This window comes from Micromonospora sp. IBSANI012 (assembly GCF_052814045.1).
Genome location: NZ_CP199933.1, coordinates 2,981,345 through 3,002,641 on the forward strand (window position 1 = coordinate 2,981,345; position 21,297 = coordinate 3,002,641).

Annotated in this window: 18 protein-coding genes; 9 read left to right on the forward strand and 9 right to left on the reverse strand. The window is 74.2% G+C overall.

Going from position 1 to position 21,297, the window contains the following annotated elements; all coding sequences use genetic code 11:
• Positions 1–7: 7 nt before the first annotated feature.
• Complete coding sequence (locus tag ACTWM8_RS13630) at positions 8–1,486, reverse strand: glutamate--cysteine ligase (protein WP_446214144.1); 1,479 nt, start codon at positions 1,484–1,486, stop codon at positions 8–10.
• Positions 1,487–1,651: 165 nt separating this feature from the next.
• Here ACTWM8_RS13630 and ACTWM8_RS13635 point away from each other — a divergent pair, with 165 nt between their 5' ends.
• On the forward strand, positions 1,652–1,990 hold the full coding sequence (locus tag ACTWM8_RS13635; RefSeq protein ID WP_446214145.1) for a DUF3817 domain-containing protein: 339 nt from the start codon (positions 1,652–1,654) through the stop codon (positions 1,988–1,990).
• Here the strand turns inward: ACTWM8_RS13635 and ACTWM8_RS13640 are convergent.
• Both ACTWM8_RS13640 and ACTWM8_RS13645 read right to left on the reverse strand, forming a co-directional pair.
• Positions 1,987–2,856, reverse strand: coding sequence for an alpha/beta fold hydrolase (locus tag ACTWM8_RS13640; RefSeq protein ID WP_446214146.1), 870 nt, complete (start codon positions 2,854–2,856; stop codon positions 1,987–1,989). The genes ACTWM8_RS13635 and ACTWM8_RS13640 overlap by 4 nt on opposite strands.
• A 39-nt stretch (positions 2,857–2,895) precedes the next feature.
• Complete coding sequence (locus ACTWM8_RS13645) at positions 2,896–3,450, reverse strand: hypothetical protein (RefSeq protein WP_446214545.1); 555 nt, start codon at positions 3,448–3,450, stop codon at positions 2,896–2,898.
• 144 nt (positions 3,451–3,594) lie between these two features.
• Between ACTWM8_RS13645 and ACTWM8_RS13650 the strand changes: the two genes are divergently transcribed.
• From ACTWM8_RS13650 to ACTWM8_RS13660, 3 genes are read left to right on the forward strand one after another with little or no spacing between them, the layout of a single operon-like run.
• The gene (locus ACTWM8_RS13650) at positions 3,595–4,713 is read left to right on the forward strand and encodes a baeRF2 domain-containing protein (protein ID WP_446214147.1); all 1,119 of its coding nucleotides are present in this window, start codon (positions 3,595–3,597) and stop codon (positions 4,711–4,713) included.
• Positions 4,706–6,466, forward strand: a complete 1,761-nt coding sequence (locus tag ACTWM8_RS13655; RefSeq protein ID WP_446214148.1) for a thiamine pyrophosphate-binding protein — start codon at positions 4,706–4,708, stop codon at positions 6,464–6,466. Before ACTWM8_RS13650 ends, ACTWM8_RS13655 begins: the two co-directional genes overlap by 8 nt.
• Before the next feature lie 51 nt (positions 6,467–6,517).
• Positions 6,518–7,570, forward strand: a complete 1,053-nt coding sequence (locus tag ACTWM8_RS13660; protein WP_446214149.1) for an iron-containing redox enzyme family protein — start codon at positions 6,518–6,520, stop codon at positions 7,568–7,570.
• 50 nt (positions 7,571–7,620) lie between these two features.
• Here the strand turns inward: ACTWM8_RS13660 and ACTWM8_RS13665 are convergent, their stop codons facing one another.
• Positions 7,621–7,851, reverse strand: coding sequence for a CDGSH iron-sulfur domain-containing protein (locus ACTWM8_RS13665; protein ID WP_446214150.1), 231 nt, complete (start codon positions 7,849–7,851; stop codon positions 7,621–7,623).
• 234 nt (positions 7,852–8,085) lie between these two features.
• On the opposite strand from ACTWM8_RS13665, the gene ACTWM8_RS13670 reads away from it, so the two are divergent.
• Positions 8,086–9,456, forward strand: a complete 1,371-nt coding sequence (locus ACTWM8_RS13670) for a hypothetical protein (protein WP_446214546.1) — start codon at positions 8,086–8,088, stop codon at positions 9,454–9,456.
• A gap of 280 nt (positions 9,457–9,736) precedes the next feature.
• The gene (locus ACTWM8_RS13675; RefSeq protein ID WP_446214151.1) at positions 9,737–10,876 is read left to right on the forward strand and encodes a SigB/SigF/SigG family RNA polymerase sigma factor; all 1,140 of its coding nucleotides are present in this window, start codon (positions 9,737–9,739) and stop codon (positions 10,874–10,876) included.
• Positions 10,877–11,356: 480 nt separating this feature from the next.
• On the opposite strand, the gene ctaD is transcribed toward ACTWM8_RS13675, so the two are convergent.
• From ctaD to ACTWM8_RS13700, 5 genes are all read right to left on the reverse strand, one after another.
• On the reverse strand, positions 11,357–13,360 hold the full coding sequence (gene ctaD / locus ACTWM8_RS13680) for an aa3-type cytochrome oxidase subunit I (RefSeq protein ID WP_446214152.1): 2,004 nt from the start codon (positions 13,358–13,360) through the stop codon (positions 11,357–11,359).
• A gap of 89 nt (positions 13,361–13,449) precedes the next feature.
• Complete coding sequence (locus ACTWM8_RS13685; protein ID WP_446214153.1) at positions 13,450–14,178, reverse strand: ATP-binding protein; 729 nt, start codon at positions 14,176–14,178, stop codon at positions 13,450–13,452.
• A 91-nt stretch (positions 14,179–14,269) separates the two neighbouring features.
• Entirely contained in the window at positions 14,270–14,734 is a 465-nt protein-coding gene (locus tag ACTWM8_RS13690; protein ID WP_446214154.1) for a DUF4383 domain-containing protein, read from the reverse strand.
• A gap of 99 nt (positions 14,735–14,833) precedes the next feature.
• Positions 14,834–15,991, reverse strand: coding sequence for a glycosyltransferase (locus ACTWM8_RS13695; RefSeq protein WP_446214155.1), 1,158 nt, complete (start codon positions 15,989–15,991; stop codon positions 14,834–14,836).
• Positions 15,992–16,094: 103 nt separating this feature from the next.
• Positions 16,095–17,075, reverse strand: coding sequence for a glucosyl-3-phosphoglycerate synthase (locus ACTWM8_RS13700; RefSeq protein WP_446214547.1), 981 nt, complete (start codon positions 17,073–17,075; stop codon positions 16,095–16,097).
• A gap of 251 nt (positions 17,076–17,326) precedes the next feature.
• On the opposite strand from ACTWM8_RS13700, the gene ACTWM8_RS13705 reads away from it, so the two are divergent.
• The 3 genes from ACTWM8_RS13705 to ACTWM8_RS13715 are packed head-to-tail and all read left to right on the forward strand — an operon-like array spanning position 17,327 to position 21,217.
• On the forward strand, positions 17,327–18,340 hold the full coding sequence (locus tag ACTWM8_RS13705; RefSeq protein WP_446214156.1) for a Gfo/Idh/MocA family protein: 1,014 nt from the start codon (positions 17,327–17,329) through the stop codon (positions 18,338–18,340).
• Entirely contained in the window at positions 18,333–19,421 is a 1,089-nt protein-coding gene (locus ACTWM8_RS13710) for a zinc-binding dehydrogenase (RefSeq protein WP_446214157.1), read from the forward strand. The genes ACTWM8_RS13705 and ACTWM8_RS13710 overlap by 8 nt, the downstream gene beginning before the upstream one ends.
• A gap of 47 nt (positions 19,422–19,468) precedes the next feature.
• Positions 19,469–21,217 (forward strand): ABC transporter ATP-binding protein, encoded by a 1,749-nt coding sequence (locus ACTWM8_RS13715; protein ID WP_446214158.1) that lies wholly within the window; start codon positions 19,469–19,471, stop codon positions 21,215–21,217.
• The last annotated feature ends 80 nt before the right edge of the window (positions 21,218–21,297 follow it).

Below are 21,297 nucleotides of genomic sequence, written 5' to 3' on the forward strand. Positions count from 1 at the left end.
GATCCGCTCAGGGCAGCGGCCACTCGTGCACCGGGCGGTTGCTGTGCATCAGGTCCACGTAGTGGCGGACCACCTCGCGCAGCGCCGCCGGCCGGTCCAGGTGGTCGGCGGACTCCAGCCGGTGCAGGGTCTCCACCTGCCACGTCGCCCCGTTGCGCCCGGTCAGGCAGCGCTGCTCGATGATGCTGAGCAGCCGGTCGCGCTCGGCCGGGTCCACCCCCCACCGGTCCAGCCCGTGGTACGCCAGCGGCAGCAGCCGCCGCAGCACCAGCTCGGTCACCGGCAGGTAGCCCAGGCCGGGCCAGTAGACCTGCGCGTCGATCCCGTGCCGGGCGCAGTTGGTGAAGTTCTCCTCCGCGGCGCTGAACGACATCTGCGACCACAGCGGACGGTCGGACTCCGCCAGGGCCCGGACCAGCCCGAAGTAGAACGCGCCGTTGGCGACGGTGTCCAGCACCGTCGGCCCGGCCGGCAGCACCCGGTTCTCCACCCGCAGGTGCGGGCGGCCCTTGAGCACGTCGTAGACCGGCCGGTTCCACCGGTAGACGGTGCCGTTGTGCAGCCGCAGCTCGGCCAGCTTCGGCACCCCGCCGGCGGCCAGCGCCTCGGCCGGGTCCTCCGGGTCGCAGACCGGCAGCAGCGCGGGGAAGTACCGGACGTTCTCCTCGAACAGGTCGAACACGCTGGTGATCCAGCGTTCGCCGAACCAGACGCGGGGGCGTACCCCCTGGGCCTTGATCTCCTCCGAGCGGGTGTCGGTGGCCTGCTGGAACAGCGGGATGCGGGTCTCCCGCCACAGCTCCCGGCCGAAGAACAGCGGCGAGTTCGCGCCGAGCGCCACCTGGATGCCGGCGACCGCCTGGGCGGCGTTCCAGTGGTCGGCGAACTGCGCCGGGCTGACCTGGAGGTGGAACTGGGTGCTGGTGCAGGCCGCCTCCGGGGTGATGGTGTCCGCGGTGGTCGCCAACCGCTCCACCCCGTTGATCGAGATCCGCAGGTCCTCGCCCCGAGCGGCGAAGATCTGCTCGTTGAGCAGCTCGTAGCGCGGGTTCTGCGACAGCGTCGCGGCGGTGAGGTGCTCCGGGCGCAGGGTGGGCAGGATGCCGATCATCACCATGTGCGCGCCGACCGTGCGGGCCTTCTGCTCGGCCGCGTTCAGGCTGGCCCGGACGTTCTCCTCGAACTCGGCGGTGCCGGTGCCGGCGAGCCGGCGGGGCGCCACGTTGATCTCGACGTTGAACTGCCCCAGCTCGGTCTGGAAGCTGGGGTCGGCGACGGCGGCGAGCACGTCGGCGTTGCGCATCGCCGGCATCGACTCCTCGTCGACCAGGTTCAGCTCGATCTCCAGCCCGGTCATCGGCCGCTCCACGTCGAACCGCGACTCGCGCAGCATCTCGGCGAAGACGTCCAGGCAACGGCGTACCTTCTCGCGGTAGCGGGCCCGGTCCTCTCGGCTGAAGGTCCGCGCGCCGACGTCTTCGCCCATTGGTCACCACCCTGTCACCGTTGGTTCCCCCAAACCTCGCACGTTCCGGCGCGGGCGGGGAAGACCCGAAGGACTCTTACCTACCCATTCGCGGCCTCCGTGATCCCCGTCCCTCAGCTGCGGTTCCGCCCCGGGTCGAGCGACCCGGCTGGTTAGCATGGCGCGATGCGTGAGAAGACGACCCGGCTGTTCGTGGCGGCGGCGATCGCCGAGGCGTGCTCCTGGCTGGCCCTGCTGGTCGGCATGGCCGTCAAGTACGGCCCGCCGGCCAACGAGATCGGCGTCAAGATCTTCGGGCCGATCCACGGCGGACTCTTCGTCGCCTACGGGCTGCTGGTGCTGGTGATGGCCCGTACCCACCGGTGGAGCCTGCCGGTCACCGCCGTCGCGCTGGTCAGCGCTGTGCCGCCGTTCGCCACGCTGTTCTTCGAGCGCTGGGCCCAGCGGCGGGGCATGCTCCGCGCCGCCCCCGAGCCGGCCCGCCCGCTCACCCCGGTCGGCTAACTGCCCTCGGCCGCCAGGAACGCGCCCAGCACGGCGGCGAGCTGCTCCGGCGCCTCCTCGGCCATGTGGTGCCCGGAGTCGACGGACGCCACCCGCAGGTCCGGGGCCCACTCGCGCCAGATCGCGGCCGGGTCGCCGTACAGCTCCTCCATGTCGTCGCGGGTGGAGAAACAGAACAGCACCGGGCAGTCGATCCGCCGCCCGGCGGCCCGGTCGGCCTCGTCGGCCGCCCGGTCCGGGCCGAGGCCGGCCCGGTAGTCCTCGCACATCGCGTGCACCGTCGCCGGGTCGTGGATGGCCCGGTGGTAGTCGGCGTACGCCTCCGCACCCATCTCGGCGGGGGAGCCGCCGTACCAGGCGTCGGGGTCGGCGTTGATCACCCGCTCGGCCGGCTTGTCCGACTGGGCCAGGAAGAACCAGTGCCACCAGCGGGCGGCGAAGCGGGCGTCGCAGCGGGCCAGCGCCTCGCCGATCGGCACCCCGTCCAGGACGCCGAGCCGGCTCACCCGGCCCGGGTGGTCCAGCGCCGTGCGCATCGCCACGTAGCAGCCCCGGTCGTGGCCGACGACCGCCGCCCGGTCGTGGCCGAGGGCGTCGAGCAGGCCGACGACGTCGGCCGCCATCGCCCGCTTTGCGTACCCGGCGTGGTCGGGGCCGGCCGGCGGCTTCGACGAGCCACCGTAACCGCGCAGGTCCGGGCAGATCACGGTGAACCGGTCGGCGAGCAGCGGCGCCACCCGGTGCCAGGTGGCGTGGGTACGCGGGTGCCCATGCAGCAGCACCACCGGCGGGCCGTACCCGCCGTGCCGTACCCGCAGCCGGACCGGGCCGACGTCGATCTGCTCCAGGGCGAATCCGGCAAACATGGCCTCCCCGGTGCCCGGGGCGGCGGGCCGGGAAACTCCTCAGCCGGTGACCACCGAGCAGGCCGCCACGCCGGCGAGCAGCAGCGCGCCGAGCAGCGCCTGGAGCAGCAGTGGCGGCCCCAGGTGCGACCAGACGGTCGCGGTGCGCGGGGTGAGCAGCTGCCCGGTGGTGACGTTGACGATCCGCTCCACCCGGGGCGGCAGGTCCGCGTCGGCCTGCCGGCGCAGGGTCAGCTGCACGTGGTCGGCCGGGTGCAGCGCGCTCTGCGGCAGGTGGCCGTGCAGCTCCACCTCGTAGAGCAGGCCGACGGCGTCGCGCACCCGCAGCGGGGTGACGAGGAACTCCGGGCCCTTCTTCAGGTCCTTCCAGCCGCGCCGCCCGCCGCCGCCCCAGCCGCCGGTGGAGAGCAGGCTGCGCACCAGCAGCATCAGCAGCCCCACCACGCTCGCCGCGGTCAGCACCGCCACCAGCACCGGCTGGCCGACCCGCACCTCGCGGGGATATCCCTCCAGCAACCGGACGACCCGCCCGGTGAGGATCCGCTGCGTCGGATGCACGACGCGGAGCCGGAGATCGCTGTCCATGGCCACCACCGAGAGTCCGGATACGTGCACTGATGGTAGCGGTCGCCCCGGTCGAACGACGTGAATGAACCCGGGTCACGCCGTCGTGCCGGCGAGGTGACATCCCCGGCGGCGCGGGTAAGCGTGCGGCCGAGCTGGAAAGGGGTCTCGAGCATGCAGCTGTCCTTCCTGCGCCCGCTCTACGACCGTCCCGGGCCGTGGTGCTCGGTCTACCTGGACGCTTCCAGGGACACCCACGACGCCCATCCCCAGGTGGACCTCCGCTGGCGGGCCGTCAAGGGGCGCCTGCTGGAGCAGGGCGCCGACGCGGCGACCGTCGAGGCGGTCGGGCAGGTGGTGCGTGGGCACGACCCGATGCCCGGCGACTACGGCGTGGCGATCTTCGCCACCGGTGGCCGGGTGGTGCTCACCGAGTACCTCAGCGCGCCACCGTTCAAGGACCTGGCCGTCTGGTCCGCCCTGCCGCACACCATGCCGCTGGTCGCCTCGCGGGGCGAGCAGATCGCCTGGGTCCGGGTGCTGGCCGACCGGTCCGGCGCCGAGGCGATCGCGATCAGCGCCGGTGGGGTGCCCCGCCGGGCGCAGATCGCCGGCCGGGAGAGCTACCAGCTGCGCCGGGTCCAGCCGGGCGGCTGGTCGCAGTCGCGCTACCAGCGCGCCGCCATGGAGGCGTGGCACCACAACGCCGGCGACGCCGTCGCGGCCACCGTCCAGTTGGCCGAGCAGGTCGGCGCCGAGGTGGTGGTGGTGGCCGGGGACGTCCGGGCCACCGGCATGATCGCCGCGCAGCTGCCGGACCGCTGGCAGGACGCGATGGTCCGTACCGACGCGGGCAAGCGCGCCGGCGGTGCCGACCCGCAGTTGATGGACGACATCACCGTGCAGGCCATCGCCGAGGTCGCCGAGCAGCACGTCAACGCCGCCCTCGACCGCTTCGGCATGCAGGAGGACGTGGGTGCCGGGCTGGAGGCCGTGGTGGCCGCCCTGCAGCGCAACCAGGTCGACACCATGCTCATCGTCGACGATCCGTCGGCGACCGGTCAGCTCTGGATCGGTCCGGAGCCGACCGACATCGCCATCGAGCCGGGGCAACTCGCCGCGGTGCGCGACCCGCAGCAGGTCCGGGCCGACGCGGCCCTGGTCCGCGCCCTGGTCGGCACCGACGCCGAGCTGGCTGTCCTCGGCCGGGACGAGGCACCCGACCTGACCGACGGCATCGGCGCGGTGCTGCGCTACGTCGACGCCGGCACCCCCGGGCGCGGCAATGGCTGACCGGACGGTCGCGGACCTGGTGGTGGACCGGTTGCGGGCCTGGCGGGTGCCCCGCGCCTTCGGCTACCCGGGCGAGTCCATCGCCCCGCTCGTCGAGGCGCTGGACGCCGCCGGGGGTGACCCGGAGTTCGTGCCGGCCCGCCACGAGGAGACCGCCTCGTTCATGGCCACCGGGCACGCCAAGTTCACCGGTGGGATCGGCGTCTGCCTGGCCACCCAGGGCCCCAGCGCGGTGCACCTGCTCAACGGCCTGTACGACGCCAAGCTGGACAGCAAGCCGGTGGTGGCGATCGTCGGGGAGGACGTCACCGGCCCGCTGGGCGGCGCGCACGAGGAGATCGGGCTGAGCCGGCTCTTCGGCGACGTGTGCAACCAGTTCGTCCGCTACGGCCGCGCCCCGGGGCAGGTGGTGGCCCTGCTGGACCAGGCGTTCCGGACCGCCGCGGCCACCCGCAGCCCCACCTGTGTGGTGCTGCCCCGGGACTTGCAGAGGACCGTCGTACCCGATCTCCAGCCGCAGGCGGCCGGGGTGCTGACCGCGACGCCGGGGGAGCCGCTGGCCCGGGTGCTGCCGCACGACGCGGACCTGGACGCCGCCGCGTCGTTGCTCACCATCGGGCAGCGGGTGGCGATCCTGGTCGGTCAGGGCGCCCGGGGCGCGGAGGACGAGGTCGTGGCCCTGGCCGACCGGCTCGGCGCCGGGGTGGCCACCTCGCTGCTGGGCAAGCCGGTGCTCGACGAGCGGCTGCCGTTCCACACCGGGGTGCTCGGCGAGGCCGGCACCACCGCCGCCGCGCAGCTGATGGGCGGCGCCGACACGCTGCTGCTGGTCGGCACGAACGACCCGTGGACCGACTACTTCCCGATGGCCGGGCAGACCCGGACCGTTCAGATCGACATCGACGGGCGGCGGATCGGCACCCGCTACCCGGTCGACGTGCCGCTGGTCGGCGACGCCGCCGAGACGCTGCGCGCGCTGCTCACCCGGGTGCACGACCAGCCGAACCGACAGTGGCGCGCCACCGTCGAGGGCTCGGTGGACCGCTGGCGGCAGGAATCGATCGCCCGGGCCGGAGCGCCCGCCCAGCCGGTCAACCCGCAGCTGGTGCTGCACGAACTCTCCCACCGGCTGCCGCGGCGCGGCGCGGTCGCCGTCGACGTCGGCTCGGTCATCTACTGGTACGCCCGCCACCTCGAGCTGCCGCCCGGGGTGAACGCGCAGCTCTGCGGAACGCTCGGCTCGATGGGCTGCGCGCTGCCGTACGCGCTCGCCGCCAAGCTCGCCCACCCCGACCAGCCGGTGCTCGCGTTGCTCGGTGACGGCGCGATGCAGCTCAACGGCCTCGCCGAGCTGATCACCGTGGCGCACCGCTGGCACGAGTGGACGGATCCGCGACTGGTGGTGCTGGTGCTCAACAACCGCGACCAGTCCGGCATGGGCGGCGGCCGGCAGGTCACCGACGCCACCCACCGCCGCCCGGACGTGCCGTACGCGGGCTGGGCCCGGCTGCTCGGGTTGCACGGGGTCCGGGTCGACCGGCCGGACCTGGTCGGGGCGGCCTGGGACGAGGCGCTCGCCGCGGACCGGCCGTGCGTGCTGGAGGCGGTGGTGGACCCGGAGGTGCCGCTGCGCCCGCCGGAACCGGCGCTGGCCGACCTGCGGGGGGTCTTCGCCGACGGCGACGCCGCCCGCCGGGTGCGCGAGCGGATGCTCGCCACCCGGATGACCGTGGAGGCGGAGGACCTCGTTTAGGGCAATCGGGGCAGGGCATCAGGAGACCCCCAGCCGTCACCGGGAGGTTTCATGTCCGACTCCGTCGACCGCCGCTACGGCCCCGCGCCGCTGCCGCAGCCCCGGGGCCCGGTCTCCACCGCCGTGGTCGAGGCGCTGCGCCGGTCGCCGCACGAGCTGCCGGCCGGGCTGGGCGCGGAGTTCGACCCGGCGGACCCGGTGGTCGACGAGGACCTTCAGCTCACCCTCTTTCTGTGCTACGAGCTGCACTACCGGGGCTGGCAGGGGGTGGACGAGGACTGGGAGTGGCAGCCGTCGCTGCTGGCGCTGCGGTCGGCCGCCGAGCGGCCCTTCGAGGCGGCCCTGCGCCGGCTGGTCGGACCGCTGCCGGCGGTGCTGCCCGGCGGGGTGCCGCGCGCGCTGGCCAACCTGGTGGCCGTCGCCGACGGCCCGTCGCTGGCCGCCGCGCTGCAGCGCCGGGCGACGCTGGCCCAGTTCCGTGAGTTCGTCACCCACCGGTCGATCTACCACCTGCGGGAGGCCGACCCGCACAGCTGGGGGCTGCCCCGGCTGGCCGGTCCGGCCAAGGCCGCGCTCGTGGAGATCCAGATGGACGAGTACGGCAACGGCCGGCTGGACCGGATGCACGCCGAGCTGTTCCGCCGCACGCTGGGCCGGCTCGACCTGGACACCGGGTACGCGGCGTACCTGGACCGGGTGCCCGCGGTAACCCTGGCCACCAACAACCTGATCTCGCTGTTCGGCCTGCACCGGCGGCTGCGCGGCGCGCTGCTCGGTCACCTCGCCGCCTTCGAGATGACGTCCTCGCTGCCCAACCGCCGGTACGGCAACGGCCTGCGCCGCCTCGGGCTGGACGAGACGGCCACCCGCTTCTACGACGAGCACGTCGAGGCCGACGCGGTGCACGAGCAGATCGCCGCGCACGACCTCTGCGGCGGACTGGTCCGCACCGAGCCCGGCCTCGCCGCCGACGTGCTGTTCGGCGCGGTGGCCGCCCTGGCGGTGGACCGGCTCTTCGCCGGCCACCTGCTGGACAGCTGGGCGGCCGGCGGCTCGTCGCTGCGGGCCGTCGCCGAGCCGTCCCGGGTGGCCGTGGCCGCCTGAGCCGTCCCGGCAGCACGCTGTTTGCACCGCTGCCCTCCGGGGGCGGTGGGTCAGCCTTTTCGGTCGGTGCCCGCGCGGAAGTTGATCGCCTTGTGCGTGCCGTCGCAGAACGGCTTCAGCGCCGACTTGCCGCACCGGCACAGCGCCACCGTGCCCCGCCGGGCGTCGATGCTGCGCCCGTCCGGGGTGACCAGGGCGAAGTCGCCCCGGACCAGCAGCGGTCCGTCCTCGTAGGGGGTGATGGTGGCCGCCGCGTCGGCGGTGGGGTGCTCGGCGCTCATGGGACCGGATGTGCCCCTGCCAGCCCGGCCGAAACCCGGCGGTGCGGCCGGACGCCGGTGGGCGTCGACTCACCCGAGCGCCCCGGACCGGCGTACCGTCGCCCACCCGAGCATTGCCCCCAATGCCCGTTTAGACCCCATCCGGACGGGAAGCCGGGTCGCGTGGTGAGCGAACGAGGCAAGGTGGGGCCGGTGCCCAAGGTGCAGAAGGGGCTGACGGCCGACGGTGCCGGCATGGCCGGCGACCGGGTCGTCGCCGCGGGCAGCACGGCCCGGGTACTGGTGGCGGCCACCACCCGGGCCCTGCGCGGCGACGACTGCGGCGACCTCGGCCAGTCGACGCCGCTGTCCCGGTTCACCGCGGCGCCCGAGCCGGTCCGCCGCGCCGCCGCCGCGCGGGCCGCCAGTCGGGTCGCGCTCACCCCGGACCAGACGGCCGAGGTCGACGCCGAGCGGGTCGCCCGGTGGTTCGTCGACCAGTACCCCCGTCGCCGGTACCCCGGGGTGGTGCTGGGCTCCCCGCACGCCTCGGCGGTGCACCTGGCAGTCGCCCTGGGCGTACCGTGGCTGCCCGCCGCCTTCGAGATGACCGCGCACTGGACCCGCGGCGCGGTGGACCGGCCGCGCGCGGCCCTGGACCACGGCGCGGCGCTCGCCGCCCGGGTGCTGGCTGGCAACCCCGAGCTGCACCTGCGGCAGGTGCACTGCCCGGCCAGCCGGGGCGCGCTGGCCGGGTCCACGGTGTCGCTGGTGGCCCGCTGGCAGGCCCTGCCCCAGGCGTACGCCCGCTTCCTGGCCGACCGGCTGGAGCCCGCCGCGTCGCTGCTGGTGGTCCGCGACGCGCGCACCTGGCCGGTCAGCGACGAGGGGCAGGGACACAGCTTCCAGCTCGGCTGCCCGGGCAGCGGCCTCGAGCCGGTGGACTTCCACCCCGACTCGCACGCGCTGCGCCAGGTGCTCCGATCGGCCGGCGGTGACGGCGGGCACTGGGAACCGCCGGAGGTCTCCGCCGCCGGCGAGCACGCCGAGCACGGGGTGGAGCCCGGCTTCATCGACGGGACGCGGCACTGGGGCCGGCGCCACGGCCACGGGCTGCACGAGGTGCACGTCCCGCAGCCCACGGCGCTGAGCGCGGCCGTCGCCGACCTGTACCGGCGCTGGCTGCGGCGGGCCGGCAAGACCGGCGACCGGCTGGTCGTCGAGTGCGGCCGGCTGCTCGACCCGTGGCAGGTGGTGCGGGCGGGGCTGGTGCCGTACTGGTGCGAGAACGCCACCCGGCGCAGCGTCGACGGGGTGGAGCTGTGGCTGGCCGGCAGCGAGCCGTTCAGCTCGGTGGACGTGCTGCCGGAGTCGCCGGGGATGCGCTCGCCCGCCCTCGCCGGGCTGCCCCAGTGGCTCGCCGTGGCCGCGTTCGGCCGCCGCCGCCGGGCGCTCGACCGCACCGCCGCCCGGGGCTACCCGGTCGCCTCGGTGCCCACTCGACGGGCCACCGAGGTGCTCCGCAACCAGCCGTACGACCTGCCGGTGCCGCCGCCGCTCGGGGTGGCCGAGGCGGTCGCCGCGCTGCGGGAGGACGGTGCTCCGATGGGCCTCGCCGTCTCCTGAATTCGGCGGGAAACCGGACGTCCGGCGGTTTCCCGCCGACCGGCCGGACCGAGCTGCCGAAACATCCTCGCGAACCCGGGGTCGCGTGATTGAGTACCTACGGAGCGGGAACACCGCTCGCTGCGACGGACCGAGCACGCCGCGTAGCGTGCTGTCGTCGCTCTCGCGCGTCCGGTGACACCGGCGCGGCACGTGACCCAACTTCCGGCCCGGTGCGTGGCCCGACCACGCGCACGACCGGCTCCCATCCGGGCGGGGGACCTTCCTGAGGGAGGCGCGGATGTTAGGACAGACCACCACAACCACACCACCGCCGACGGAACGCGGCCTGGAGGACCTGGACGCGGCCGCGCTGGCGTACGCGGCGCGGATCGCGGGCCTGCCACCGGAGCGTCGGCAGGAGGCCCGGGACGACCTCGTCCGGTTCGCCCTGCCCTTCGCCGGCCGGCTGGCCCGCCGCTACCGGGGGCGCGGCGAGCCGCTGGAGGACCTGGAGCAGGTGGCCCGCCTCGGCCTGGTCAACGCCGTCGACCGGTACGACCCCGAGCGGGGTTCGTTCACCGCGTACGCGGCGATCACCATCGTCGGCGAGATCAAACGGCACTTCCGGGACCGCACCTGGGGGGTGCACGTGCCCCGCCGGCTGCGCGACCTGATCCTGGAGGTCGGGCAGGCCACCGCGGCGCTGACCAGCGAGCTGTCCCGGGCGCCGAGCGTGGCGGAGCTGGCCGCGCGGCTGGAGACCCCGGAGGAGGAGATCCTCGCCGCGCTGGAGTCGGCCGCCGGCTACAGCCCGGCCTCGCTGAACGCGCCGGTGGGCGGGGAGAGCTCGGCCGAGTTCGGCGACCTGGTCGGCGAGTCCGACAACGCGCTGGAGTCCGTCGACGACCGGGTGACGGTCAGCGGGCTGCTGCACCGGCTGCCCTGGCGGGAACGGCGCATCCTGGCCATGCGGTTCTACGGCAACCAGACCCAGGCGGAGATCGCCGCCCGGTTCGGCATCTCCCAGATGCACGTCTCCCGGCTGCTGTCCCGGGCGCTGACCTGGCTGCGCCAGGCGATGCTCGCCGACGCGCCGCCGCCCTGGCAGAACGGCGCCGCCGAGTGCGAGACCGGCCGGAACCGGATCGCGCTCAAGCGCACCGGCGACCGGGTGGTGGTCGAAATCGGCGGCGAGATCGACCGGGACGGCGCCGACCAGCTGCGCCGGGTGATGCTGGAGGCGGTCACCGGCCAGCCCCGCGAGGTGGTGGTCGACCTGGACGGCGCCGGCGGGGTCGACGCCGGCGGGATCGCCGCCCTGATGGCCGGCCGTGACGCGGCGGCGCGCACCGGCGTCCCGCTGCGGCTGACCCGGGTCCAGCCCGCGGTACGCCGGTCGCTCACGGCCGCCGGCCTGCCCGCCACCGCCGACGCCTGATCATCGCCGCCCGACCCCGGCACGGCGCGCCTGTGCCGGGGTCGCCCGGCTGCCCGTTTCCCGCGACCATTGCTCGCCGCCCCGGCTGCCGGCTTGGTCACGACGGCCGGCGGCTAGCGGTCGGCGGCCCCTCGGCCGCGTCGCCGAGCCGCACGCGGACGGCTGGTCGGCGCGGGAGTCACCTGGCCGCTGGCCACTCGGCCGCGTCGCTGAGCCGCGCGCCGCGGAAGGCAGGTGGGCGCGCAGGCCCACCTGGCCGGCGGCCACTCGCCCCTGTCGCCGAGCCGCCCGCCGCCGACGGCAGGTTGGCGCGCACCCGTGGATCTTGGACAGTTGCCGTCAGCGGCGAACGGCAACTGTCCAAGATCCACCGTTGTCGCCCGCCGCGGCGCGAGGGAGCAACGGGGGCGACACGGTGCGGCCGCCACCACCGAGTCGCGGTGGTGGCGGCCACGTGCCCGTCGGCTCGCGAGCGGCCGGTCAGTGCTCCTCGGGGTCGCCCTTGGTGTGCGGATGCCGCCAGCGCTCGTCCGGCTCCGGGCGCTCCTGGGCGTCGAGCGGGTTGCCCTCCGGCTCGTCGGGCTGCTCGAAGCTGGGCCGGCGCACCGCCTCCGGCTCCGGTACCTCGACCGGCCGGGCCCCGGACTGCGGGGCGGGCTGGTACTCCACCGCCTCCCGGGCGCCGTGCGCACCCTCGGCCGCCGGCGACTCCGGGACGTGCCGCTCGTGTCGCAGCTCCTCGCGGAACTCCTGGGGCGGGAGGGTGGTGCGCTGCGGCAGGTCCCGGCCCAGGTCGGCCACGTGCGGGCCGTACTTGGCGTCGAACGCGGGGCGCTCGGAGCGGATCCGGGGCATCCGGTCGAAGTTGCGCAGCGGGGGCGGGCAGGTCGTCGCCCACTCCAGGGAGTTGCCGAAGCCCCACGGGTCGTCCACGTTCACCATCGCCCCGTACCGCCAGGATTTCCAGACGTTGTAGATAAAGAACAACGTGGACGCGCCGAGTACGAACGAGCCGATGCTGGAGACCATGTTCAGCGTGGTGAAGCCGTCCTGCGCCAGGTAGTCGGCGTACCGGCGGGGCATGCCCTCGTTGCCCAGCCAGTGCTGCACCAGGAAGGTGGTGTGGAAGCCGAGGAACATCGTCCAGAAGTGGATCTTGCCGAGCCGCTCGTCGAGCAGCCGGCCGGTCATCTTCGGGAACCAGAAGTAGATTCCCCCGAAGAACGCGAAGACCACCGTGCCGAAGAGGACGTAGTGGAAGTGGCCGACCACGAAGTAGGTGTCGGTCACGTGGAAGTCCAGCGGAGGGCTGGCCAGCAGTACGCCGGTGAGGCCGCCGAACAGGAAGGTGACCAGGAAGCCGACGGCGAAGAGCATCGGTGTCTCGAAGGTGATCTGCCCCTTCCACAGGGTGCCGATCCAGTTGAAGAACTTCACCCCGGTCGGCACCCCGATGAGGAAGCTGAGAACGCTGAAGAACGGCAGCAGCACCTGGCCGGTGCCGAACATGTGGTGCGCCCAGACGGTCATCGACAGGATGGTGATCGAGATGGTGGCGAGCACCAGACCGGTGTAGCCGAAGATCGGCTTGCGGGAGAAGACCGGAATGATCTCGGTGATGATCCCGAAGAACGGGATCGCGATGATGTAGACCTCGGGGTGGCCGAAGAACCAGAACAGATGCTGCCACAGCATCGGCCCGCCGGTGGTCGGGTCGAAGACGTGCGCGTTGAGCAGCCGGTCGGCGGCGAGCGCGAGCAGCGCGGCCGCCAGGAGCGGGAAGACCAGCAGCACCAGGACGCTGGTGAGCAGTATGTTCCACGTGAAGATCGGCATCCGGAACATGGTCATCCCGGGCGCGCGCAGCGTGATGATGGTGGTGACCAGGTTGACGGCGGTGAGGATGGTGCCCAGACCGCCGATGACCAGCCCGACCACCACCATGTTTGCCCCGACGCCGGGGGAGTGCTGTGCCGTGCTCAACGGCGTGTAGGCGGTCCACCCGAAGTCGGCCGACCCGCTTGGCGTGACGAAGCTGCCGTACAGCATCAGGCCGCCGAACAGGAACAGCCAGTAGCCGAACGCGTTCAGCCGGGGAAACGCGACGTCCGGGGCGCCGATCTGGATCGGGACGATGTAGTTGGCCATCCCCAGCGCCGCGGGTGTGGCGAAGAGCAGCAGCATCGCCAGCCCATGAGTGGTGAAGAGTTGGTTGTACTGCTCGGACGAGAGGAGCTGCAGCCCTGGCCGGGCCAGTTCGGCTCGGATCAGCATCGCCTCGATCCCGGCGATCACGAAGAACAAGAACGCGGTGACCAGGTACAGCAGGCCGATCTGCTTGTGGTCGGTGGTGCCGAGCAGCTTGATCACCTGGTTGCCCGGCAGCGCCGGTCGGACCGGGCCGGGGTAGCCGCCGAACCGCGCCGGCGCGAGGATCGCCGGTCCCCGGTCTCGTGCCGGCTCCGTGGTCACCCGTCTGGGCATTGGCTTCTCACCCCGTCGTCACGACAGAACGGACGAGCGCGACTACCCGCCCCTCAGCCCATGTAACCAGGCTAGAGAGGGAATTTCGGTCAATTCGCCGGCACGACCGCCCAGACGACCTTTCCGTCGGCGAGCGGGGCGCTGCCCCACCGCTGTGCCAATTCCCGGACCAGCATCAGGCCGCGCCCACCCTCGGCACGCAGCCCCGGGTTGTTCGGCCGCGCCGCGCTGCGGCTGCCGTCGGTCACCGCCACGTGCAGGTACGGCCGGCGCAGCGTCAGCGTCACCTGCATCGGCGTGTGCGCGTGCCGCACCACGTTGCCGACCAGCTCGCTGAGCACCAGCGAGGCCGGGCCGACCAGCTCCGGCGCGTTCCACCGGCCGCAGGCCTCGCCGACCAGCTCCCGGGCGCGCCGGCAGGCGCTCGCCACCGGCTCCAGCCGGGCCCGCAGCCGGGGTGCGGCGACCTCGCCGGCCAGCCGGGTCGCCTCGGCGCAGTCCCGGTGCACCGGCACCACCCGGCAGGTGGTGGACTCGGCGAGCCAGACGGCCGCGTCCGACGGGGGAGCGCAGACCAGCACCGGCACGGCCGGCCACCCGGCGGCCTGGCGGGCCGTGGCGGCGAAGACGGACAGCGCGAGCCGGTCGGCGACGGTGACGTCCTCCAAGTCGATCACCAGCGCGTCGGGCTGGGCGGAGAGGCAGCGGTCCAGCACGGTGTGCACCGACCGCATCGTGCCGAGGTCGAGCTCGCCGTGCAGGTGGACGACGGTCACGGGTGACTCGTCGCGCACCTCGCAGGTGATCCGGCTCGCCATCGGCCCCTCGATTCCGCTCGCATGCCCAGATCCAGCCAGGTACCCGGGGCTTCTCCGGGTGAAACCGGACCGACCGGATACGGTGGCCGGGTCAGTGGCGATCCCCGTCACGGCGGGCGAGCACGCCGAGCGCGAGCATTCCCGCGCCGAGCGCGAGGTGCAGGACGTCGTCGGCGGGGTTGACCGGGATGACGTTCGCCGCGCTGCGATGGTCGACGGCCAGCCCGTAGAGCCACAGCACCAGGTAGACCGCCCCGCCGCCGACCAGGTAGGCGCGCGCGAGCCGGACGGTGCGCGACAGCGCCAGCCCGGCCACGCCGAAGGCCAGGTGCAGCAGGTTGTGCAGCACCGACACCTGGAACAACCCGAACAGCTGGGCGCCGGACTGGTGCCCGGCCAGCCGCAGGTCGGCGTAGTCGCTGGTGATCCCGGGCACGAACCCCAGGGCCCCGATCAGGAGGAACACCGTGCCGACCGTGGCGGCGGCCCGGCGTACCGGCGCGCGGCCGTCGGCCGGGTTGCGCCGGGCCCGGGAGTGGGCCATCGGACCGGCCATCGCGCGCTCCCTCCGTCGCGGCCTGGCGTTCCCGCCCCCCGGCCCCACAAACGGGCCCGGACCATGCCGGTCCGGGCCCGTGAGAGCAGGGGGTACGCCTCAGGCGACCAGCAACTGCCGGGCCTTGGCGCCGTGCCGGACCCGCTCGTACAGCTCGACGTAGCGCTGCGCCATCACCGCCGGGGTGAACCGGGCCGCGGCCTCCCGCCGGCACTCGTCCGCGTCGAGCAGACTGGCCGCCAGCAGCAGGTCGCCGAGCTCGTCCTCGTCGGTGGTGAGCAGGCCGGTGCGGCCGTGCTCGATCAGCTCGGGCAGGCAGCCGCGGGCGGTCGCCACGACCGGGGTGCCCAGCGCGAGGGACTCCACCACGGCGGTGCCGCCCGGTTCCTCCCAGCGCAGCGGGAACAGCGCGGCCTTCGCCCCGGCCAGCAGGTCGTCGCGGTCCTGACCGGCCACCGTGCCGACCCAGCGGACCAGCTCGCCGTCGACGTGCGGGGCCACCTCGTCGTAGAAGAAGCGCACGTCCGGGTTCTGCCGGGCCTCGTCCCCGGCGGCGGCCAGGTCCTCCGGCCGGTGGTACGGCCCGACCGGGCCGGCGAGCACCAGCGGCACCCCGACCCGCTGGGCCAGCCGGGCGCCCACGTCCTGCCCCTTGCCCGGGTTGATCCGCCCCAGGATGATCGCGTAGTCGCCCTTCTCCGGGCGCGGCGTGCGGTCCGCGCCAACGGCCAGCGGGGTGGACAGGTGCACGTGCCCCACCGAGTGCTCCCGCAGCGCCCGGGGGGCGCGGGCCAGCTGGGAGGCGGAGACGCCGTTCACCCGGACCCGGTCACCGGCGTCCAGGTTGCCGTAGAGCTCGGGGTGCTTGGCCAGGTCCCAGTGCAGGGTGTGCAGCACGGGCGGGCCGTCCGGCCCCATCGCGGCCAGGGTGGCCAGCCCGACCGCCTCCACGTGGTCGTGCACCAGGTCGATGTCGTCGCGGTGGTGCAGCTGCCGGATCACCCCGTTGAGGTGGGCCTGGGAGACGCCGCACACCTGGTTGTAGGGGCGTTGCAGGGCGTGGAACTGCCCGTCGGGAAAGACCGAGAACTTCTCGTCCACCGGCAGGGTGCTGCTCTCCACCGAGGCCAGCACCACCCGTACGCCGAGGCGCCGCAGCTCCGGCACCAGGGTGGCGATGATGTTCTCGATCCCGCCGTAGCCGGGGGGCGGCACCGACAACCAGGGGCCGGCGTTCATCAGGACGGTGAGGCTCATCGCGCTGTGGTCCTTCCCTCGGCGGAGGGCCGGTCGGCCGTCCGCTCTCCGCCCCCGGCCGGCTCCTGCCGACCGTCGGGTACCCGTCGCGGCGACCCGCCGCTCACGCCGCCACCCGCCGGCTCGGCACCCGGTGCCGCAGCTGGGCCAGCGGCGGACGCTCCTCCACGGAGACGTCGCTGACCACGATCTCCCGGTCCAGGTTGGGCAGCGCGTCCGAGCCGCCCCGGCGGAACTGGGTCAGCATGGTGGCCGGCATGGTGCCGGGGCTTGCCCAGCCGCGGCGCTGCAACCGCGACCAGGCGGTGTGCATGATCTGCGCGGACATCCGGCCCAGCGCCGCGGTGTCCTGGTGGCGGTGCTTGCGCTCGCCGAGGTCGACCTGGGCGAGGGCGTCGAGGCCGACCAGCTCCAGCAGGTCGATCAGCATCGCTGTCTCGACCCCGTAGCCGGAGACGAACGGCACCTGCTCCAACACCTCCCGGCGTCCGGCGTACTCGCCGGCGAGGGGCTGCACGAAACCGGCCAGCTCCGGCCAGAAGAGGTTGAGCAGGGGGCGGGCCATCAGCTCCGTCACCCGCCCGCCACCGTCGGCCTCCACGCTGCTGGCGCCGACCAGCGGCCGGTGGTAGAAGCCCTTCACGAAGTCCACCGACGGATCGGTCAGCAACGGTCCGATCAGGCCGGTCACGAAGTGCGGACGGAACTCGCGCAGGTCGGCGTCGATGAAGGCGACCACGTCGCCCTCGGCGGCGGCCAGGCCGGCCCAGAGCGCGTCGCCCTTGCCGGTCAGTCGGGGCAGCCCCCGGGTCATCGCGTCCTGGCTGACCACCTCCGCGCCCGCCGCCCGGGCCACCTGCGCGGTCCGGTCGGTGGACCGGGAGTCCACCACGATCAGCTCGTCGACCAGGGCGACCCGGTCCATCAGGTGTTCGCGGATCGTCGACACGATCGCGCCGACGGTGACCTCCTCGTTGCGGGCCGGCAGCACCACACTGACCCGGGTGTCACCCTTGGCCCGCATCAGCCGCCGCGTCGGCCAGTCGTCGGCCGAAGTCGTCCGGTAAGTCGCCCATGCCTCCACCACTGGTGAGACGATCGAATCTGTATCCCGCACTGGCACACCCCCAGATCGTGGCGGAAACGCGGATATGGTTTTCCCATCTCCGCCCGCGTGCTAACCGGATCATGCCTAACAGCTTGATCACGGACCGTGCACCAGCCGGTTCCCGGCAGATGAACGGTTCATTGCCGAACGCACGGGGTTTCGCGTTCGGGCGGTGGGGGGAGTGCTGTTCCCGCGAGTCGGAGAACAGTGTCGAGAGGGTCGGTGGAATGCGCACGTGCCGGGTGGGACTGGTAGGGGCCGGTGGGGTGGCGCAACGCCATGCCCGCGTGTTGAGCGGTTTCGAGGACGTGGAACTGCTCGGGGTGCACGACGTGTCCCGGGACGCGGCGGCGGAGCTGGCCGGCGCGTACGGCGGCCGGAGCTTCGTCGACGTGGACGAGCTGCTCGCCGCCGGACCGGACGCGGTGTACGTCTGCGTGCCGCCGTTCGCGCACGGGCCGGTGGAGGAGGCGGTCATCGCCGCCGGCGTCCCGATGTTCGTGGAGAAGCCCGTCGCGGTCGACCTGGACACCGCCGAGCGGATCGCCGCGCTGGTGCAGGAGAAGCGGCTGCTCACCGCCGTCGGCCACCACTGGCGCTACCTGCACGTGGTGGAGCAGGCCCGCGAGCTGCTGGCCGACCGGCCGGTGCGGATGGTCAACGGTTCCTGGCTGGACAAGATCCCCCCGGTGGCCTGGTGGGCGGTGCGGGACCGCTCCGGCGGCCCGGTCGTCGAGCAGGCCGCGCACGTGCTGGACCTGGTGCGGTCGCTGGTCGGCGAGGCCGTCGAGGTGACCGCGTACGGCGACGGGAACCCGCCGCCGGTCGACGGCGCCGACATCGACTCGGTGACCGCGGCCACGCTGCGCTTCGCCAACGGGGCGGTGGGCACCCTCGCCGCGGCCTGCGTGCTGACCTGGAAGCACCGGGCGGGGCTGGAGATCCTCGCCGACGGCCTGGCGCTGTCGCTGGCCGAGGACGGCCTGGTGATCTGCGACGCCGACGGGGAGCGCCGGATCGAATCCGATCCGGACGGTGCCCGGATCGCCGTCGACCGGGCCTTCATCGACGCGGTGACCGGCGTCGGCGACGACGTCCGGGTGCCGTACGCCGAGGCGATGCGGACCCAGCGGCTGGCCCTCGCGGTCGCCGAGTCGGCCCGGACCGGGCGTGCCGTGACCCTGCCGACCGGCCCGGCGTCGGCGCCGCTGGCCACCGCGGGGGTGAGCGTCGATGCGTGACAAGGTCGTGGTGGTCAGCGGCCCCGGCGCCGTCGAACTGGCCGAACAGGACGCCGCCGAGCTGCGCGAGGGCACCTTCCGGGTGGAGACGCTCTACAGCGGCGTCTCCGCCGGCACCGAACTGAGCTTCGTCAAGGGCACCAATCCGTACCTCAACGTCACCTGGAACCCCGACCTCGGCCTGTTCCAGCCCGGTGCGGCGAGCACCCCGTACCCGGTCACCCGGCTCGGCTACATGCAGGTCGGCCGGGTGGTGGAGAGCCGCACCCCGGCCGTCGCAGTCGGCACGGTGGGCGCCATGACGTACGGCCACCGCACCGGCTACGTCGCCGACCCGGTCGCCGAGCGGTTCGTCCCGCTTCCCGACGACCTCGATCCGCTGCTCGGCATCTACGTCGCGCACATGGGCCCGATCTGCGCAAACGGCCTGCTGCACGCCGCCGCCGACCTGTGCGGCACCGACGTGCGCTCGCTCGGCGACGGGGTGCGCGGCCGGCGGGTCGCGGTGGTCGGCAGCGGCGTCGTCGCCCTGCTCACCGCCCTGTTCGCCAAGCGGCACGGCGGCGCCTCCGTGGTGGTGCTGGACCCGACGCCGCAGCGCCGTCAGGTCGCCGAGGCGCTCGGCCTGGAGACGCTCGACCCGGAGGCCGACGACCCGGCGGTGGTGCTCAAGACCCGGTGGAACCATGCCGCCGGCGACCGGGGCGCCGACGTGGTGTTCCAGTGCCGCGGCCAGGCCTGGGCGCTGCACCTGGCGCTGCGCCTGCTGCGTCCGCAGGGCACCGTGATCGACCTGGCCTTCTACCAGGACGGCGCGGACGCCGTCCGGCTCGGCGAGGAGTTCCATCACAACGGGCTCTCGCTGCGCTGCGCCCAGATCGGTCGGGTGCCGCGCGGCCTGACGCCGACCTGGGACCGGGAACGGCTCTCCGCCGAGACCATCGAGCTGCTGCGGCAGTACGGCGACGTGATCCGCAAGCACCTCGTCTCGGCGGTGGCGCCGATGGAGGAGGCGCCCGCCCTGCTGACCGACCTGGCCGAGCGTCGCCGGCAGGAACTCCAGGTGGTGCTGACCGGCTGAGCCGGGCATCCGGCACCCGGCTGGGCGCGGGCGGCTACGGTCGGCCCATGACCACCGCCGCCGTCCGCCGGCCCGCCGGCCTGGCCGCCCTGCTGCCGTACCTGCGCGCCCACCGCGGCACCCTCGCCGTGGTGGGCGCGTTGTCGTTGGCCGGCGCGGGCGCCGCGCTGGCGCAGCCGCTGCTCACCCGCCAGGTGCTCGACCAGATGGCGGCGGCCCGGCCGGTCGCCGGCCTCGTGGCGGCGCTGGTGGCCCTGGTGGTGGCCGGCGCCGCCCTCGGCGGCCTGCGCGACTTCCTGCTGCAACGCACCGCCGAGGGCGTCGTGCTGGGCACCCGGCGCCGGCTCGCCGGGCACCTGCTGCGGCTGCCCATCGTCGAGTACGACCGGCGCCGCACCGGCGACCTGCTCTCCCGGGTGGGCTCGGACACCACCCTGCTGCGGGCCGTGGTCACCTCCGGGCTCTTCGAGACGGTCACCGGCGCGGTGATGGTGGTCGGCGCGGCCGGCGCGATGGCCCTGCTCGACCCGGTGCTGTTCGGGGTGACCCTGCTGGGGGTGGCCGCCGGCGTCGGTTTCGCGCTCACCGTGGCCCGCCGGGTGCGCGGGCTGTCCCGCGCCGCCCAGGAGCGCGTCGGGGAGATGACCTCCGCCGTCGAGCGGGCCATCTCCGCCGCCCGGACCATCCGCGCCGCCCGGGCCGAGCACCGCGAGGCCGAGGCCGTCGGCGAGAGCGCCGCCCAGGCGTACGCGGCGGGGCTGCGGGTGGCCCGGGTGCAGGCGGTGGTCGGCCCGGTCAGCACGGTCACCATCCAGGGCGCGTTCCTGCTGGTCCTCGGCGTGGGCGGAGCCCGGGTGGCGGCCGGGGCGATCACCGTCGGCGACCTGGTGGCCTTCGTGATGTTCCTGTTCTTCCTGGTCCTGCCGCTGGGCCAGGCGGTGCACGCGTACACCCAGTTGCAGACCGGGCTGGGCGCGTTGCAGCGGATCGAGGAGGTGCTGGCCGTACCCGCGGAGGACGCCGGGGAGGGCGCGGACCCGGCGGCGGCCCCGTCCGCCGGTCGCCCGGCGGCGATCGAGTTCGACCGGGTGGGGTTCGGCTACCCGGACGCTGCCCCGGTGCTGCACGAGGTGAGCTTCACCGTGCCGGCCGGCAGCCGCACCGCCCTGGTCGGCCCCTCCGGAGCCGGCAAGTCGACCCTGCTCGCGCTCGTGGAGCGCTTCTACGAGGTCGACTCCGGGTCGCTGCGGCTCGACGGCGTCGACGTGCGCCGGCTGCCCCGCGACGCCCTGCGGGCCCGGCTCGGCTACGTCGAGCAGGAGGCTCCGGTGCTGGCCGGCACGCTGCGGCAGAACCTGCTGATCGGCGCCCCGGACGCGACCGACGCCGCGCTGCTGGCCGTCCTCGACGAGGTCAACCTCGGCCACCTCGCCGAGCGCACCGACGCCGGGTTGGACGTCCAGGTGGGGGAGGGTGGCGTGCTGCTCTCCGGCGGCGAGCGCCAGCGCCTGGCGATCGCCCGGGCGCTGCTCGCCGGCCCGCCGGTGCTGCTGCTGGACGAGCCGACCAGCAACCTCGACGCGCGCAACGAGGCGGCGCTGCGCCGGGCCATCGACGCGGTGGCCGTGCGGCGCACCCTGCTGATCGTCGCGCACCGGCTCGCCACCGTCGTCGACGCCGACCAGATCGTGGTGCTCGACGGCGGCCGGGTGGTCGCGGTCGGCACCCACGACGAATTGACCGTCACCAGTCCGCTCTACCGCGAGCTGGCCGCCCACCAGCTGCTGGTGAGCTGACCCGACCCGCCGCCCCTGACCTGCCCGGACGTGCCGCGACGGGGACACCCGGGACGCCCCGGACGAGCCGGGCAGCGACA

What these genes read in the sequence shown, in the direction of transcription:
- ACTWM8_RS13630 (WP_446214144.1), bottom strand. Translation starts at nt 1,486, where the DNA reads ATGGGCGAAGACGTCGGCGCGCGGACCTTCAGCCGAGAGGACCGGGCC.
- ACTWM8_RS13635 (WP_446214145.1), top strand. Translation starts at nt 1,652, where the DNA reads ATGCGTGAGAAGACGACCCGGCTGTTCGTGGCGGCGGCGATCGCCGAG.
- ACTWM8_RS13640 (WP_446214146.1), bottom strand. Translation starts at nt 2,856, where the DNA reads ATGTTTGCCGGATTCGCCCTGGAGCAGATCGACGTCGGCCCGGTCCGG.
- ACTWM8_RS13650 (WP_446214147.1), top strand. Translation starts at nt 3,595, where the DNA reads ATGCAGCTGTCCTTCCTGCGCCCGCTCTACGACCGTCCCGGGCCGTGG.
- ACTWM8_RS13655 (WP_446214148.1), top strand. Translation starts at nt 4,706, where the DNA reads ATGGCTGACCGGACGGTCGCGGACCTGGTGGTGGACCGGTTGCGGGCC.
- ACTWM8_RS13660 (WP_446214149.1), top strand. Translation starts at nt 6,518, where the DNA reads ATGTCCGACTCCGTCGACCGCCGCTACGGCCCCGCGCCGCTGCCGCAG.
- ACTWM8_RS13665 (WP_446214150.1), bottom strand. Translation starts at nt 7,851, where the DNA reads ATGAGCGCCGAGCACCCCACCGCCGACGCGGCGGCCACCATCACCCCC.
- ACTWM8_RS13670 (WP_446214546.1), top strand. Translation starts at nt 8,086, where the DNA reads ATGGCCGGCGACCGGGTCGTCGCCGCGGGCAGCACGGCCCGGGTACTG.
- ACTWM8_RS13675 (WP_446214151.1), top strand. Translation starts at nt 9,737, where the DNA reads ATGTTAGGACAGACCACCACAACCACACCACCGCCGACGGAACGCGGC.
- ctaD (WP_446214152.1), bottom strand. Translation starts at nt 13,360, where the DNA reads ATGCCCAGACGGGTGACCACGGAGCCGGCACGAGACCGGGGACCGGCG.
- ACTWM8_RS13685 (WP_446214153.1), bottom strand. Translation starts at nt 14,178, where the DNA reads ATGGCGAGCCGGATCACCTGCGAGGTGCGCGACGAGTCACCCGTGACC.
- ACTWM8_RS13690 (WP_446214154.1), bottom strand. Translation starts at nt 14,734, where the DNA reads ATGGCCGGTCCGATGGCCCACTCCCGGGCCCGGCGCAACCCGGCCGAC.
- ACTWM8_RS13695 (WP_446214155.1), bottom strand. Translation starts at nt 15,991, where the DNA reads ATGAGCCTCACCGTCCTGATGAACGCCGGCCCCTGGTTGTCGGTGCCG.
- ACTWM8_RS13705 (WP_446214156.1), top strand. Translation starts at nt 17,327, where the DNA reads ATGCGCACGTGCCGGGTGGGACTGGTAGGGGCCGGTGGGGTGGCGCAA.
- ACTWM8_RS13710 (WP_446214157.1), top strand. Translation starts at nt 18,333, where the DNA reads ATGCGTGACAAGGTCGTGGTGGTCAGCGGCCCCGGCGCCGTCGAACTG.
- ACTWM8_RS13715 (WP_446214158.1), top strand. Translation starts at nt 19,469, where the DNA reads ATGACCACCGCCGCCGTCCGCCGGCCCGCCGGCCTGGCCGCCCTGCTG.